The sequence below is a fragment of the Flavobacterium sp. P1_E4 genome (genome assembly GCF_056405915.1).
Genome location: NZ_JBFUBE010000005.1, coordinates 102,250 through 117,769, shown reverse-complemented (window position 1 = coordinate 117,769; position 15,520 = coordinate 102,250). Strand labels below are relative to the sequence as shown.

General features: G+C 34.3%; 11 protein-coding genes. 6 read left to right on the top strand and 5 right to left on the bottom strand.

Annotated elements, in window-relative coordinates:
- Positions 1-27: 27 nt before the first annotated feature.
- The 3 genes from AC1DY0_RS07050 to recG form a co-directional block, all read right to left on the bottom strand.
- Positions 28-3,126 carry an efflux RND transporter permease subunit gene (locus AC1DY0_RS07050; RefSeq protein ID WP_477187933.1) on the bottom strand — a complete coding sequence of 1,033 codons (3,099 nt, stop codon included), beginning with the start codon at positions 3,124-3,126 and terminating at the stop codon, positions 28-30.
- Between the two features lie 199 nt (positions 3,127-3,325).
- Positions 3,326-4,393, bottom strand: coding sequence for an efflux RND transporter periplasmic adaptor subunit (locus AC1DY0_RS07045; protein ID WP_477187932.1), 1,068 nt, complete (start codon positions 4,391-4,393; stop codon positions 3,326-3,328).
- Positions 4,394-4,984: 591 nt separating this feature from the next.
- On the bottom strand, positions 4,985-7,093 hold the full coding sequence (recG, locus tag AC1DY0_RS07040) for an ATP-dependent DNA helicase RecG (RefSeq protein WP_477187931.1): 2,109 nt from the start codon (positions 7,091-7,093) through the stop codon (positions 4,985-4,987).
- 186 nt (positions 7,094-7,279) lie between these two features.
- On the opposite strand from recG, the gene AC1DY0_RS07035 reads away from it, so the two are divergent.
- The 4 genes from AC1DY0_RS07035 to AC1DY0_RS07020 all read left to right on the top strand — a co-directional run bounded on the left by AC1DY0_RS07035 (position 7,280) and on the right by AC1DY0_RS07020 (position 10,792).
- The gene (locus AC1DY0_RS07035; RefSeq protein WP_477187930.1) at positions 7,280-7,726 is read left to right on the top strand and encodes a NanQ anomerase/TabA/YiaL family protein; all 447 of its coding nucleotides are present in this window, start codon (positions 7,280-7,282) and stop codon (positions 7,724-7,726) included.
- A gap of 56 nt (positions 7,727-7,782) precedes the next feature.
- Complete coding sequence (locus AC1DY0_RS07030) at positions 7,783-8,328, top strand: DUF1697 domain-containing protein (protein WP_477187929.1); 546 nt, start codon at positions 7,783-7,785, stop codon at positions 8,326-8,328.
- A gap of 86 nt (positions 8,329-8,414) precedes the next feature.
- A complete protein-coding gene (locus AC1DY0_RS07025; protein ID WP_477187928.1) occupies positions 8,415-8,846 on the top strand; it encodes a hypothetical protein in 432 nt (143 codons plus the stop codon).
- A gap of 461 nt (positions 8,847-9,307) precedes the next feature.
- On the top strand, positions 9,308-10,792 hold the full coding sequence (locus AC1DY0_RS07020; RefSeq protein ID WP_477187927.1) for an aminopeptidase P N-terminal domain-containing protein: 1,485 nt from the start codon (positions 9,308-9,310) through the stop codon (positions 10,790-10,792).
- Positions 10,793-10,856: 64 nt separating this feature from the next.
- Here the strand turns inward: AC1DY0_RS07020 and AC1DY0_RS07015 are convergent, their stop codons facing one another.
- On the bottom strand, positions 10,857-11,594 hold the full coding sequence (locus tag AC1DY0_RS07015) for a Dph6-related ATP pyrophosphatase (protein ID WP_477187926.1): 738 nt from the start codon (positions 11,592-11,594) through the stop codon (positions 10,857-10,859).
- A 101-nt stretch (positions 11,595-11,695) separates the two neighbouring features.
- Here AC1DY0_RS07015 and AC1DY0_RS07010 point away from each other — a divergent pair, with 101 nt between their 5' ends.
- Positions 11,696-13,759: a M1 family metallopeptidase gene (locus AC1DY0_RS07010; protein ID WP_477187925.1), complete on the top strand. Its 2,064-nt coding sequence runs from the start codon at positions 11,696-11,698 to the stop codon at positions 13,757-13,759.
- A 78-nt stretch (positions 13,760-13,837) separates the two neighbouring features.
- On the top strand, positions 13,838-14,737 hold the full coding sequence (locus AC1DY0_RS07005; RefSeq protein WP_477187924.1) for a patatin-like phospholipase family protein: 900 nt from the start codon (positions 13,838-13,840) through the stop codon (positions 14,735-14,737).
- 90 nt (positions 14,738-14,827) lie between these two features.
- On the opposite strand, the gene AC1DY0_RS07000 is transcribed toward AC1DY0_RS07005, so the two are convergent.
- A complete protein-coding gene (locus tag AC1DY0_RS07000) occupies positions 14,828-15,349 on the bottom strand; it encodes a DUF7935 family protein (protein WP_477187923.1) in 522 nt (173 codons plus the stop codon).
- Between the last annotated feature and the right edge of the window lie 171 nt (positions 15,350-15,520).

Here is a 15,520-nt window from a genome sequence, read left to right as displayed (position 1 = left end):
CTAGAGGCAATTTAATACTTTGAAAAATTATTTTTTTATGTCGTTTTCATATTCATCGATATGATCAAATTCTGGGTAATGTTTACGAGCTTTAGACCACATTAAATACAAAGCCGGAATTACAAATAAAGTAAGTATCAAAGAGAAAATGGTTCCTCCAACGATAACAACTCCCATACCTATTCTACTTGTTGCTGCAGCACCTAATGACAATGCAATTGGTAAAGCTCCTAATGAAATTGCCAAACTGGTCATCAAAATAGGGCGTAACCTTGATTCAGAAGCTTCCAAAATTGCTTCTAGTTTTGGTTTTCCTTGCTCTCGTAATTGATTAGCAAATTCAACAATCAGGATTCCGTTCTTCGTTACCAATCCAATCAACATGATAGTTCCAATCTGACTGAAAATATTCCAGGTTTGATTGAACAACCAAAGCGAAAATAAGGCTCCGGCAACCGCCATTGGTACAGTCAATATAATAATAAAAGGATCAACAAAACTTTCAAACTGAGCCGCTAATATTAGAAATATCAACAATAATGCTAATCCAAAGGCAAAAGAAGTATTCGAACTACTTTCAACAAAATCTCTAGATTCTCCTCCTAAATCGGTTGTAAATGAATCATCAAGAACTTTGGCTTTGATCTCGTTCATTGCATCGATTCCATCGCTAAGACTTTTGCCTGGAGCGAGACCTGCGGAAACTGTCGCCGACATATATCGATTATTATGATACAACTGTGGAGGATTACTTTGTTCTTCAATCTTAACCACATTATCCATTTGAATGAGTTCGCCTTTATTATTTTTTACATACATTGAAGTCAAATCCAAAGGTTTTGAACGATCTTCTCTTTCAAACTGGCCAATTACTTGATATTGTTTTCCGTTTCTAATAAAATATCCAAAACGCTGACCACTCAAGGAAAGCTGTAAGGTTTGAGCAACATCTTTCACTGAGATTCCTAAACTTTCAGCCTTTGCTCTGTCGATCGAAACGTTGATTTCAGGTTTATTGAATTTTAAATTGACATCGGTAACAGAGAAAACATCACTTTTTGCTGCTTCATCCATAAACAATGGAATTTTTTCTCTTAATTTCTGAAAATTTGGAGCTTGAATAATATACTGAACAGGCAAACCACCACGTCTGTTCACGGCAATAGTAGGCTGTTCAATAACAGATGTTTTGGCTTCAGAATATTGACCTGTCCATTTGGTCAATTTATCAGCAATTTCCTTTTGAGAAGTCTTTCTTTTATCAGGTTCAACCAATGATACACGTATAAAACCGCTATTTACGGATGAAGAACCAAAACCTGGGGAAGTGATTACCAAACTTACTTTTTTCTCAGGAATCGAATCATCAACCAATTTAGAAACTTCCTGCATAAATCGATCAGTATAATCATAGGAAGCTCCTTCGGGTGTTGTCATACGCATCACAAAACCGCTTCGGTCATCATAAGGCGCTGTTTCTTTTTTCAAAATATTAAAGAACAGATAAATCAATCCGAAACAAACAATAAGAATTGGGAAACTCAACCATTTTCTTTTCATAAACCGTTCCAGTGCATTTGCATAACCACTGTTCAGTTTTTCAAAATAAGGTTCAGTAAGAATATAAAATTTCGATTTTTTCTGTTCTCCACCTTTCATCAAATAGGCATTTAACATCGGGGTTAATGTCAAAGACACGAAAGCCGAAATCAATACTGCTGCTCCGATGACGACTCCAAATTCACGGAACAATCGTCCCACAAAACCTTCCAAGAAAATTACAGGTAAAAATACAGCAGCCAAGGTGATTGATATCGAAATAACAGCAAAGAAAATCTCATTTGATCCTTTTATAGCCGCTTCAATAGGTGACATTCCTTCTTCTACTTTCTTAAAAATATTCTCGGTTACCACAATACCGTCATCCACAACTAATCCTGTTGCTAGAACAATCGCAAGTAACGTTAGGACGTTAATCGAAAATCCAAAAAGCCACATAATAAAGAATGTTGCTATCAAGGAAACTGGAATATCTATTAAAGGTCTGAAAGCAATGGCCCAATCCCTAAAAAACAAAAAGATAATTAAAATCACCAATACAATTGATATCCCTAGTGTTTCTGCAACTTCAATCACTGATTTTTTTACAAAAACAGTATTATCAATGGCAATATTCAATTTAATATCACTTGGTAAATCCTTTTTTAAACGTTCAAATTGTTTGTAAAATTCACTTGCAATATCCAAATAATTGGCTCCAGGAAGCGGTACAATCGCCACACCAACTAGGGGAGTACCAGATTGAGTCATTTTGGTTTCCACATTTTCCGGTCCCAATACTGCAGTACCCACATCACTAAAGCGAACTATTTTTTCACCAACCGATCGAATAATAATGTTGTTAAATTCTTCGGGTTTAGAAAGATTTCCAACCGTTTTTACTGTCAATTCAGTATTGTCACCTGTAATTTTTCCAGAGGGCAATTCTACATTTTGACTGTTTAGGGCATCACGAACTTCTGAAACAGTACATCCGTAGGAAGCCAGTTTTTCTGGATTAATCCACAATCGCATGGCATATCTCTTTTGTCCCCAAATTTGAACACCACTAACTCCTGGTATAGTTTCAAGTCTTTGTCCAATAACATTTTCAGCATAATCACTCAGTTCCAATGCGCTTCGAGTATCACTTTGTACTGTCATCGAAATAATTGCATCACTATTGGCGTCAGCTTTAGAAACAACTGGTGGTGCATCAATATCTTGTGGCAAATTTCGAATCGCCTGAGATACTTTATCACGAACATCATTGGCAGCTTCTTCAAGATTTTTATCCAAATTAAACTCAATAGTAATATTACTGCTTCCTTGTGCGCTTGAAGACGTTACATTTCGGATTCCATCTATAGAATTGATTGCTTTTTCTAAAGGCTCGGTAATTTGGGATTCAATAATATCCGAATTGGCTCCAGTATAATTCGTTCGAATCGAAACTTGGGCTGGATCTATTGATGGAAATTCTCTAACTCCCAGATAAGTGTAACCTATAATACCAAACAAAATAATCGTTAAGTTCATAACGATGGTCATTACAGGTCTTTTTATGCTTAAAGTGGATAAACTCATAGAGATTTATGATTTTAGAATGCTGATTTTAGATTTATTTCTAAAGGCAACTAATCTTTATATTTAATAATTTCTTGTTACGTATTTTTGGTTTTAGACTTTATAAAACTGCCATTTTACGGTTCTTTTTTTAAAATCTGAAATGCTTAACCAATTCACTTTCGCTCGGGTCAGCAATCATTAATTTTTAATCCAAAATTTATTTTTTTATGCCTAAAATCACTTTTACCTTAGTAGAATCTTTCAAAGACATTACACCACTGGTTAATAGTGTATCTCCTGCTTTTAGGCCGGAAAGAACCAAGATAGAAGCATCCGTTCTGGTAGCAGTTTCTACCATAACTTCTTTAGCCATTCCGTTTTTGGCAATATAAACTTTCTTACCGTTTTGAACTGGAATTATCGCTTCTGTAGGCACAATAATAGCATCTTTTATTATACTCAAAGGCAATGCAACATTTGCAAAAGTACCTGGCAATAATTTCCCTTGACTGTTCTCTGTAATCGCACGTACTTGAAGTGTACGAGTGTCAACAGCAACTTCTGGTTCTATAGCATAGACTTTAGCCGTAAATTTTTCATCAGACCCTTCAACCGTAAAGCTTAAAGGAGTATTTGTCTTTACTTGAGAAGCATATTTCTCAGGAATCGAAAAAGTAATTTTCAATTTACTACTGTTCACCAATTTAGCCACCAAAACAGTCGGGGTAATATATATTCCAGGTGAAATAGAACGAAGTCCAATTTTTCCTGAAAAAGGAGCACGAACCGATGTTTTTGCAATTTGGGCTTTGATTAATTGACTTTGTGCTTGAGTTGATTTATGGTCAGCTCTTGCAATATCATATTCTTCTTGACTAATGGCTTCTTTTTGTAACAATAATTTAGCTCTTCTTTCATTTTCAGCGGCCAAACCTTCTTTTGTATTGGCTTGAGCTAGTTGTGCTCTTAATTCAATATCATTAACTTTGAATAATAATTGCCCTTTGGCAACATTACTTCCTTCCTGAAAATAAATACCTTCAACAATTCCTGAAACTTCAGAACGAATTTCAATTTGTTCGTTAGCTTCGATAGACCCCGAAAGTGATAAATTATTATCAAAAGTTTTAGGATGAACTAAAATACCTGTTACAGTCATTGGTTTATCTTTTTCATCTTTGTCTTTTGGACCGTTATTTTTTGCATTGTTGGAAGAAATTCTGTAGGCTATAAATCCACCAATCCCTATTAATAATAAGGCATAAACAAGATTTTTTATTTTCATACGTACTTTATATTTGTTTTTTATTTGAATATGTTATCACCATTCTGCGTTTTCATTTCTGTATTTTGGATCATGGTGATTTCATTTTTTAAAGTAAAAGAAGTTTAACATATCTTTTGATACGGAATAGACAAATTTAGGTTTTAGAATTGTGAAAAGTTGAATTGTTAATTTTTATTTAACATTTGTACATACAAATATTAAAATTAAGCCAAAACTATATTTGACTGAAAAAATTAGACTGATAAAAAATAGAAAGGTTTAATTGGAAGAGGAAGTTTCTAAGCTACTGAGATGCTAAGATTCTAAGTCTTTGTTAATCTGTTTTTTTAAGATTCAAATAGTCCAATTTTATCCTTAATAAATAATTAGCCGAATACCAGTTTAAAATTAGAAATTGAATTATAATTTTGGAGCAGAAAGATGGGGTATTTTAGTAAGTATGGAACCCGCTTTCCATTACAATATTATATGCCGAACACCGGCACATAATGATTTTCACTGTAATCGGCGCTAAAGGGAAAGATTTTTGCTTTTTTTCAGTCATCCCAAAAAAAACTTAAAATCTTAGCATCTCAGAACCTTAGTAACTTAACTAATATAATTCCAGATATTTTTCTTTTTTGTCAATTCTATAAAAACTGCTTTTAGGATAGCGTTTTCAGGTTTTTGCATAGGAGCATCATCCTTTAGAATTTTGATGGCGTAGTTTCGTGCCAACATTAAAATATCTCTGTCCCGAACAATATCGGCAATTTGAAGGTTTAACACACCACTTTGTTGAGTTCCCATCAAATCACCGGGCCCACGAAGTTTCAAATCGACTTCGGCAATCTCGAAACCATCATTGGTGCTCACCATCGTTTCCATACGGGTTTTGCTGTCACTGGATAATTTGAAAGAAGTCATCAAAATACAATAGCTCTGATCTGCACCACGACCAACACGACCACGCAACTGATGCAGTTGTGATAATCCAAAACGCTCGGCACTTTCTATAATCATCACACTCGCATTAGGAACATTTACACCAACTTCGATTACGGTTGTGGCAACCATAATATTGGTTTTACCTTCAGCAAAGCGTTTCATTTCTTCATCTTTGTCGGCAGGTTTCATTTTCCCGTGAAGAATTGAAACAGAATACTGTGGTAATGGAAAATCGCGAGAAATACTTTCATAACCATCCATTAAATCCTTGTAATCCATTTTTTCGGACTCCTGAATCAGCGGATAAACGATATAAATCTGGCGTCCTAACGCAATTTCGTCCCGAATGAATTTCCAAACTTTCAATCGATTGGAATCAAAACGATGCACGGTTTGAATTGGTTTTCTGCCAGGAGGTAACTCGTCAATAACGGAGATATCTAAATCTCCATATAAACTCATCGCCAAAGTCCGGGGAATAGGGGTGGCCGTCATCACCAAAATATGGGGCGGAACGGTGTTTTTCTTCCACAGTTTGGAACGCTGTTCGACTCCAAAACGATGTTGCTCATCAATAACCGCCAAACCTAAATTTTGGAATTTTACTTTGTCCTCTAATAAAGCATGGGTACCAATTAATATTTGCAAGGTGCCATTTTCTAGTTCTTCGTGAATGATTCTTCTAGCAGCGATTTTGGTAGAACCCGTCAGGATTTTTATGTTTATATTTAATGAAGCAGCCAATTGTGACAACCCAATAAAATGTTGATTAGCCAAAATCTCAGTTGGTGCCATCAAACAGGCTTGGTAACCATTATCCAAGGCCAATAGCATACTCATAAAAGCCACAATGGTTTTCCCAGATCCTACGTCACCTTGTAGTAATCGGTTCATTTGAGCATTGCTGCCCATGTCGGTTCTTATTTCCTTGATTACCCTTTTTTGAGCATTTGTTAATTCAAACGGCAAATGGTTTTGAAAAAACTCATTAAAAAACTCTCCAACTATTGAAAAAGGATGACCTTTTATTTTATGCTTCCGAATCAAATTTTTCGTAATCAATTGCAGTTGAATGAAGAACAATTCCTCAAATTTTAATCGGAATTGGGCTTTCGCCAAAATTTCTGCACTTTTAGGAAAATGAATGTTGAATAAAGCAGCATTTTTTGGAATCAGCTTGAGTTCGTTTGTCAAATATGACGGCAAGGTTTCGCTGAATAAAGCTTGAGTTTCGAGAAACAATTGTTGCATCATTTTGTTCACAACACGATTCGTTATTCCGCGATTGGTCAATGTTTCAGTTGAAGGATAAACGGGCTGCATTGCGGAACGTAGACTTTTCTCGTGCTCACTCAACAATTCAATTTCAGGATGAGCCATACTGTATTGGCTACCGTATTGTGTGCATTTTCCAAAAATCACAATGACTTCGTTGAGTTTCAAACTCTCTTTAATCCATTTATGTCCTTGAAACCAGTTGAGATCCATCTGTCCCGTATCGTCAACAAATGTGGCAACCAAACGTTTTTGGTTACGACCAAATTCAACTGTTTTTATATTGATGATTTTACCAATAATCTGTACTTCGGCAATATTGTTTTGCAACTCATTTATCTTATAATAACGAGTTCGATCAATATATCGATTTGGAAAAAAATTGACTAAATCTCCATATTTAAAAATCCCCAACTCCTTACGCAATAACGCGCCCCGATTGGGACCAACGCCTTTGAGATATTCTATGGGAGTTTCTAGGAGGTTATTAGACATTTAATTTCACATTGCAGATTTTAGATTACAGATTTTAGAATTTTAGAGTCTTTCCTCTTTATTCTATTTTCTTTTATCTTTTCAAAAAGCGAAGATAGTTTTTTGTTTGGAAATTTGGAAATGGGATTATTTAGGAAATTCTTATAATTCACAATACCTTTGAAATCAAATTAAAAAAAACATAAAATGGTTATCGATAAAATTGAAAATTACAGACTATACAGTAAGCTTGCCAAAAGATTGGCTAAAGGATTTGAATTTATTACTGAAACAGATTTAGTCACAATAGAATCAGGGAAACACCAAATCGATAATGATGATGTTTTTGCCATTGTACAAGAATATGACACCAAAGAAGAGAAAGATTGCATTCTCGAAGGACACCATAAATACATCGATATTCAGTATGTTATTAAGGGTGTTGAGTTAATGGGATTTACTCCGTTAACTGATCAGGTTTCTATTGAAGAAGACTTAGAAAAAGATTATACTTTCTATAATGGAAAAACTTCAATGATTAGAGTGGAGGAAGGAATGTTTACTATATTTTTTCCGGAGGATCTTCATAGACCATGCGTCAAAGCTGGACAAATTTCGAAAGTAAAAAAAGTAGTCGTAAAGGTGAAAATTTAGTAAATACTTATTTTCCATCAATAGACACAATCTTTTACAATTATAAAAAATAAAAAATGACAACTCATCTAGCACTCCTCCGTGGCATCAATGTTTCCGGTCACAATATGATAAAAATGGACGCTTTGAAAACAACTTTAGAAGCTATAGGTTTTCAAAATGTTCAAACGTATATTCAATCTGGAAATGTTTTTGTGAATACTGACGAGGAAAATGCGGCATCAGTTGGTTTCAAAATCAAACAGGAAATCTTCAAGGCTTTTGGACATGAAGTTCCTATCGTTGTTATTGGTAAAACTGATTTAGAAAACTGTTTCAAAAACAATCCTTTTTTGAAAGAGAAGGAAGTTGATACTAAAAAATTATATGTCGCTTTCGTTTCCATAGCCTTGCGAAGCGACAGTATCAACGATTTAAAAATGAGTCAGGTAAAACCTGATGAAGCAAATATCGACGAAAGCAGAATCTACATAAAATATTCTGTAGGAGCAGGAAAAACAAGATTTGACCAAAAATATATCGAGAAAAAACTGAATGTAACCGCAACCATTCGTAATTGGAATACCGTTACACAGTTGCTAAAAATGTATGAAGAAAGATAAAATTTCTCTTTTTTTTAAAATAATTATAATTTGACGCAACCTTTTGCAATTTAAAGCATCTTATTAAGTAACTCTAAAACTTAAAGATGAAAAGTCTTGCTCTTATTGTTGTTTTCCTTTCTGTTTTTTCTTCTTGTACAAAAGACAAAGAAGAAACCACAACTACATCCGATTATCATGGAAAATGGACATTAGTAAAAATGTCTGGATCTATGATTAATTCTGTAACCACAGGAACTGCAATGGATTGGCAAGAATCCTATTCGTTCAACAGTGACGGAACATTTATAAAATCTAGAACCCGAAACACAGTCAAAACAACAGTTTCGGGTACATATACTACTCAAAATAATTCTGATGTATTGTATTTAGAATTAACATATCCCAAAGACAGCGAACTTATAGGAAGCTGTTATGGGAATCTAAAAGAAGAACTTTATTTTTCAGCGTCTACTACTTTGTCTAGTACCTGGAGAAATTGTGATGGTCCTGGATTAGATTACCAAAAGGTAGATTAATTAGGATTGTTTACCCGCATTGTTAATAATTTGATGTTTGGTTAATTTCAATTATTGCAATTTTTGGAAAAGAGAACTCTAAAGTATTTTTACTTTATTGTTCTTTTTTTTTATTAATATCTTGAGCTCGGTTGTTTTTATTTTTCTTTTTTTTTAATGATGGCAAAAAAGACAGAATGTTAACTCTTTAGCCCCGATTAAAGTGGAAATCCTCCCGATTTTTCTTCGGGAGATTACTTCACTACACATTAATTTTAATCGGAGTTCCGTGAACTTCGTTTGCAACGGAAAGCGGGACGATATTCACAAAAAAGCCAAATGTTTCTGCTCCAAAATTCATAATCTAATTCCCTTTTTTAAAATTACTTGGCAAGAAAAAATATGCTAAATGCAAAAAATATTTATATTTACTTTCTATTTTGCCAAAACAAAGCGACTACTTATCATTAAACCAAAACCAAATGAAATTTAAACTTTCTATTATTCTCATTCTGACTATGATTTGTTCAACAATAGCTCAGAATGGTAATCCTAATGATTATTTATCGGCTAAATTTCACAAGGAGCGAAGAGAAGCTTTACGCAAAAAAATGCCAAAGAATAGTGTAGCTGTATTTTTTGGGAATGCTGTGCGAAATAGAGCTAATGATGTCGATTTTATATATCATCAGGATCCAAATTTTTATTATTTGACTGGATATAAAGAGCCAAATTGTGTTTTGGTGATTTTTTCGGATAATCAAACCAATAAAGATGGTAAAACATATAATGAGTTGCTTTATGTTCAAGAAAAAAATGCAAGAGCAGAACAATGGACTGGCGTTCGCTTGGGGGTCGATGGAGCCAAAAAAAGTTTAGGTTTTGAGAATGCTCTTAATGGAAAAGAATTTTTAAACTCTGGTATTGATTTTTATAGCTTCAGCAACGTATTTTTTACGGATTTCAAAGATGATTATCGCGACTCCAAGAAAGAAGAGGCAGATTTGTATAAATTAGTCGGTTCATTTAAAGGGCAAATTGGCTACTATACAAAAACAGAAATCAAAACCGATTCTAATATTTCGAATGAAATCAATACAACCAAAACTATTGCCGCCAAAAAAGCGAATATAGACACCAAAGCTATCACTACTTATATGGCAAGTTTGCGAGAAGTTAAGTCTAAAGAAGAAATGGTTTTATTAACCAAAGCAGTTCGTATTTCAGCAATGGGACAACGCGAAACAATGAAAGCAATGCATCCAGGAATGTCTGAAGCAGAGATTCAAGGAATTCATGAATTTGTCTATAAAAAGTATGGTAGCGAGTACGAAGGATATCCTTCCATCGTTGGCGCTGGAAATAACGGTTGTGTTTTGCATTATATTGAAAACAGCAAAATGAAAGTCGAAAATGATTTGGTTCTAATGGACTTAGGAGCTGAATACCATGGATATACTGCCGATGTAACCCGAACAATTCCTGCCAACGGTAAATTTTCTCCTGAGCAAAAAATAATTTATGATTTGGTTTATGAGGCTCAAGAAGCAGGTATTGTAACAGTTAAAATTGGAAATAGCTTTACTGCCCCAGATAAAGCTGCCCGTGATATTATTACGAATGGTTTAATGAAATTAGGAATCATAAAAACAGCTGAAGAATCTAGAAAATATTTCCCTCACGGAACTTCACATCATATTGGACTGGATGTGCATGATCCTGGTATGTACAATACATTCGAGAAAGATATGGTACTAACTGTAGAACCTGGAATTTATATTCCAAATGGAAGTGATTGTGATAAAAAATGGTGGGGAATTGCAGTACGAATCGAAGACGACATATTAGTAACAGATAATGCTCCTGTAAATTTATCTGCTGAAGCCCCTAGAAAATCAAGTGAAATTGAAGTACTCATGGCTGAAAAAAGTCTTTTTGATAATTTCAATTTGCCAAAGCTAGACTAGAGCATTTATTTTAAATAAACCTAAAAGCTCCGTAATACTTAAATTACGGAGCTTTTTTATATACTTATTTTGAAAGCAGATCACAATACCAAAATCCGTAGTCAAATGCATCCGAAGCGGAAGTATCACAAGCTGTATCAGATGAATCTTCCTCTTTTGGTTTTTCATATTTACGATAAACCACTTCACCAACTTCAAATGAAATTGGTTTACTGAAAATTGGTCCATCAAAAGTAAACGTATGAAATTCTCCGTTTTCGCCACATACATCAACATTTTCGGGTAAATCATTGATAAAATCCTGATCAATGACACGTCCCACAAAGCTTTTGTCCAAAAATCGTTCATTAACACAAACTACAATCGTCTTGAAACCTAATGATATGAATTCCTGAATCAAATCAAGAGTGGGGATTTTCCAAAGCGGGAACACACCTTCAAAACCTATTTCGGCCAATTTATCTTCCCTGTATTTTCGTAAATCCTCTAAAAAAATATCTCCAAAAATAGAATGAGTGACACCTTGTTCCTTTAATTTAGATAGTGTCGTTTGCATAACCGCTTCGTACACTTCCATCGTTGGCATTTCTGGAATTTGCATAATTTCGAGTGGTAATCCAATGCTTTGGGCTTGTTGTTCCAATAATTCTACCCGAACACCATGCATTGAAATACGCTGAAATTGCTGATTTACACTGGTTAACAAACAGTTAATTTCGTATTCATCATTTTGCAGAATTTTGTAAAGTGCCAAGGCAGAATCTTTACCGCTGCTCCAATTAAATAGGGCTTTCTTTTTCAATGGTTTTGTATTAGTTTATTCGGGTTTGAGATACAAATTTAGTACGATTTGTTGGTTAAACCTTTGTAACTTTGGATAACTTAGCGACAAATTCAATTTTAATGAAGTATTTTTTCCTGTTTCTATCCACATTTGCATTCGCACAACAAACCAAATCGGTTGATTTCAAAACCGTTAATGGTCATATCACCATTAATCCAAACAATAAAAGCATTAGTGGCGATGTTACCTATACGTTTGAAGTGTTGAAAGCCATTGATACTATCAAAATCGATGCACAAAATATGACGTTTACCGAAGTGGTACTGAAAGGCAAACACATACCATTTACTACCAATGGAAAAGAATTACTTTTGATTTATCCATTCCAAAAAGGTGAAAATTCAGTTCAGTTTTCATACGAAGCCAAACCCAAACAAACACTATATTTTGTGGGTTCTGAAGATGCGGACAACCTGCAGATTTGGACACAAGGACAAGGAAAATATACCAGTAATTGGTTTCCGAGCTTTGATGATGTCAATGAAAAAGTGATTTTCAACATGAATATTGTTTTTAATTCCAAATACCAAGTGTTATCCAACGGTGTTTTAAAGAACAAAACAACAGAACAAGATGCTACCCATTGGAATTACGAAATGAAGAAACCGATGAGTTCCTATTTATTGGTACTTGCAATCGGGAAATTTGACAAAAGCACACAAAAATCAAAATCAGGAATTCCATTGGAAATGTATATTAGTCCAAAAGATGCTGCCAAACAAGAACCAACGTATCGCTATTCCAAAGAAATATTTGACTATTTGGAAAAAGAAATAGGAGTGAAGTACCCTTGGGAAATTTACAGGCAAGTTCCGGTTTCTGAGTTTTTGTATGCTGGTATGGAAAATACAAGTACAACACTATTCATGACCCGTTATCTGGTCGATGACGTTGGCTTTGAAGACCGAAATTACACCAATGTTAATGCTCACGAGCTAGCACATCAATGGTTTGGCGATTTGATTACGGCCCAAAGCGGAAAAGATCATTGGCTACAGGAAGGATTTGCAACTTATTACGCTTTGCTCGCCGAAAAGGAAATTTATGGGGAGGATTATTTTTATTCCAAATTATACGAATCTTCAATGCAACTAAAACAGGCCTCCAAAACCGATACCATTCCAGTGTTGAATGCCAAAGCCAGTTCGTTATCATTTTACCAAAAAGGCGCTTGGGCATTACATGTTTTAAGAGAAGGAATAGGGGAGAAAGCGTTTAAAAAAGCAGTAAAAAATTACCTAAAGAAATATGCATACCAAAATGTGACGACACAAAATTTCTTCGACGAAATCAGGAAAGTGTCAAATTATGATTTGGTAAATTTCAGTAAAGTATGGTTGGAATCATCTGCATTTAACAGCGAAATTGCGAATGGTTTATTAGCCAAAAATAAATCGATGCAAGTACAGCTCGAAGTTGCCAAACTCAGAAACAAACCATTGGCAGAGAAATATGCTTTTTTCGAAAAAACACTGCAATCTGACGTATATTCTTCTGTAAAAGCATCTATAGTTGGGCAACTGATGAAAGAGAAATTTGAAGATAAAAAACAGTTATTACGATTGGCCTTGCAAACCCAAAATGTCCAAGTTCGCCAAGCTGTCGCAAGCACTCTTCAAAAGATACCTGAAGAATTCAGAACTGATTATGAAACATTGCTGGATGACARATCCTATCAAACCCAAGAATTTGCATTATATTATTTATGGAATAGCTTCGCAAATAAAAGAGCAGATTATTTAGAAAAAACCAAAAACTGGGTAGGTTTTAATGATTTCAATCTGCGTATTTTGTGGTTGTCATTGGCTATTTCAACACAAGAATACACAACCAACAAAGAAACGTATCTTAAGGAATTAGTTAATTATTCTTCTACAAATTATGAAGCCACAACACGACAAAACGCTTTAGAATACCTAATTAATTTTGACGTTATCAACGAGGCCGTTTTGAAGAATTTAGTTAATGCCACCACACATCATACGTGGCAATTTTCTAAATTTGGAAGAGAAAACATTAGGGTTTTATTAAAAAATCCTGAAATCAGAACTACTTTCCAAACTATATTACCTAGTTTGAACGAAAAAGAACAATTTCAATTGAATAGATTACTTAAAGAATAAAGATTTTGGATTTTTGATCTAAAAATTCAGATGTAAATAAATCAAAAATCGTTAATCAGCAATCAAAAATCTAAAATCATGCGAGCATTAGTCATATCTGGTGGAGGTAGTAAAGGCGCATTTGCAGGCGGCGTTGCACAGTATTTGTTGCAAAACAAAGGGCATCACTATGACTTATTTGTGGGAACATCAACGGGAAGTTTACTGATTCCGCATTTGGCTTTGGGAAATATCGATAAGCTTCATCGGATTTACACCAATGTCAATATGGATCAGATATTTGATATCAATCCGTTTATTATCAAAAAGAAAAACAGAATAAATTACGTAACGATCAACCATTTTAACGTCATTCGACAATTTTTGAGAGGAAAACGAACTTTTGGTGAAAGCAGAAACCTTCAAAAATTCATCAAAACCAATCTTTCGTTTTCCGAATTTGAATATCTAAAATCATTGCCTGTTGATGTGGTGGTCACCGTTACCAATATTTCCAAAAACGAACCCGAATACAAGTCCATAAAAGACTGTAGCTACGAGGAATTTTGCGATTGGATTTGGATTTCGAGCAATTATCTTCCCTTTATGAGTTTGGTTAAAAAAAATGGTTGTGAGTATGGTGACGGTGGATTTTCGAGTTTGATTCCCATTGCCGAGGCGATTAATAGGGGAGCGACAGAGATTGACGTTATTATTCTGGAAACCGAAATCAAAATTTCCAAAACCATATTAGGAAAAAATCCTTTTTCTTTACTAATCGATTTGTTCCTATTCACGTTGGATCAAGTAGGAAAACTCGATTTATCGAACGGAAAACTTGCAGCCAAAAACAAAAACGTAAAACTCAATTTATACTACACCCCAACAAAACTAACCAACAATGCACTCATTTTTAATCAAAATAAAATGAAAAAATGGTGGCAACTCGGCTTCAAATATGCTCAAAATAAAAGTGAAATTATGAGTGATAATAAATAAGAGACTAAATTTCTAAGTTGTCAAGACTCTAAGATTTTCATCAAAGAACCATACAAACTCAGAAACTTAGTAACTTAGCAACTCAAAAGACTACCACATCTGACTTACTTCCTTTTTGATATACCCCAAAGCTGCATTGCTTGGTGTTTGTTTTTCCAATAAATCATTAAATAAAGCTTCTCTCAACTGATCCGCATTATTTACTGTAGTACTCAAAGCTGCTTTGCGAATCATCTGAATCGTAGCATTCTTTGCAGTAGCGATAATTGTCCAACACTCATCAGTCATATAGATTTGTTGTGCCAAATTGTGTTCAAATTCTTGTTCGATTTGTGCAATGACAAAATTGCTGTAATCATTTTTATCCGTCGAAATCGGAGAAATTCTAATCAATAAATTAGTAAGACTAATGCGTTCCAAAAACAAAGTCATACGCTCGTATGCTTGCAAACGCAAAGGCATAGAGTTCTTTTGTCCCTCTTTCATCAATAAATAACGACGTCTTCCTTCCTCATTTTTGGTGTGCAAATTAAAAAAGTAATAAGCTACCATTCCAGTGATAATAGCAGGCAAGGTATAGCTCAGTAATTCTAGCAATTTCGATAAATCCATTTTATTTTCGTTTTAAAAATGCAAAAATAATGTTTTTGAAACTAAATCAATGTCAAATTTTCCGCAATAATATAAAGTGGATTGGTATTTTTGCGATCTATCGCAAAGTCGCAAAGTTTAAAATTGTTCTCTTAGCATCTTAGCGCCTTTTCGAAAAAAAATATTCCGAAT

Excerpts from the sequence above, each read along its gene's own strand:
- recG (WP_477187931.1), bottom strand. The coding sequence starts at position 7,093 with ATGTCTAATAACCTCCTAGAAACTCCCATAGAATATCTCAAAGGCGTT.
- AC1DY0_RS07025 (WP_477187928.1), top strand. The coding sequence starts at position 8,415 with ATGAAAAGTCTTGCTCTTATTGTTGTTTTCCTTTCTGTTTTTTCTTCT.
- AC1DY0_RS07030 (WP_477187929.1), top strand. The coding sequence starts at position 7,783 with ATGACAACTCATCTAGCACTCCTCCGTGGCATCAATGTTTCCGGTCAC.
- AC1DY0_RS07050 (WP_477187933.1), bottom strand. The coding sequence starts at position 3,126 with ATGAGTTTATCCACTTTAAGCATAAAAAGACCTGTAATGACCATCGTT.
- AC1DY0_RS07035 (WP_477187930.1), top strand. The coding sequence starts at position 7,280 with ATGGTTATCGATAAAATTGAAAATTACAGACTATACAGTAAGCTTGCC.
- AC1DY0_RS07020 (WP_477187927.1), top strand. The coding sequence starts at position 9,308 with ATGAAATTTAAACTTTCTATTATTCTCATTCTGACTATGATTTGTTCA.
- AC1DY0_RS07045 (WP_477187932.1), bottom strand. The coding sequence starts at position 4,393 with ATGAAAATAAAAAATCTTGTTTATGCCTTATTATTAATAGGGATTGGT.
- AC1DY0_RS07000 (WP_477187923.1), bottom strand. The coding sequence starts at position 15,349 with ATGGATTTATCGAAATTGCTAGAATTACTGAGCTATACCTTGCCTGCT.
- AC1DY0_RS07005 (WP_477187924.1), top strand. The coding sequence starts at position 13,838 with ATGCGAGCATTAGTCATATCTGGTGGAGGTAGTAAAGGCGCATTTGCA.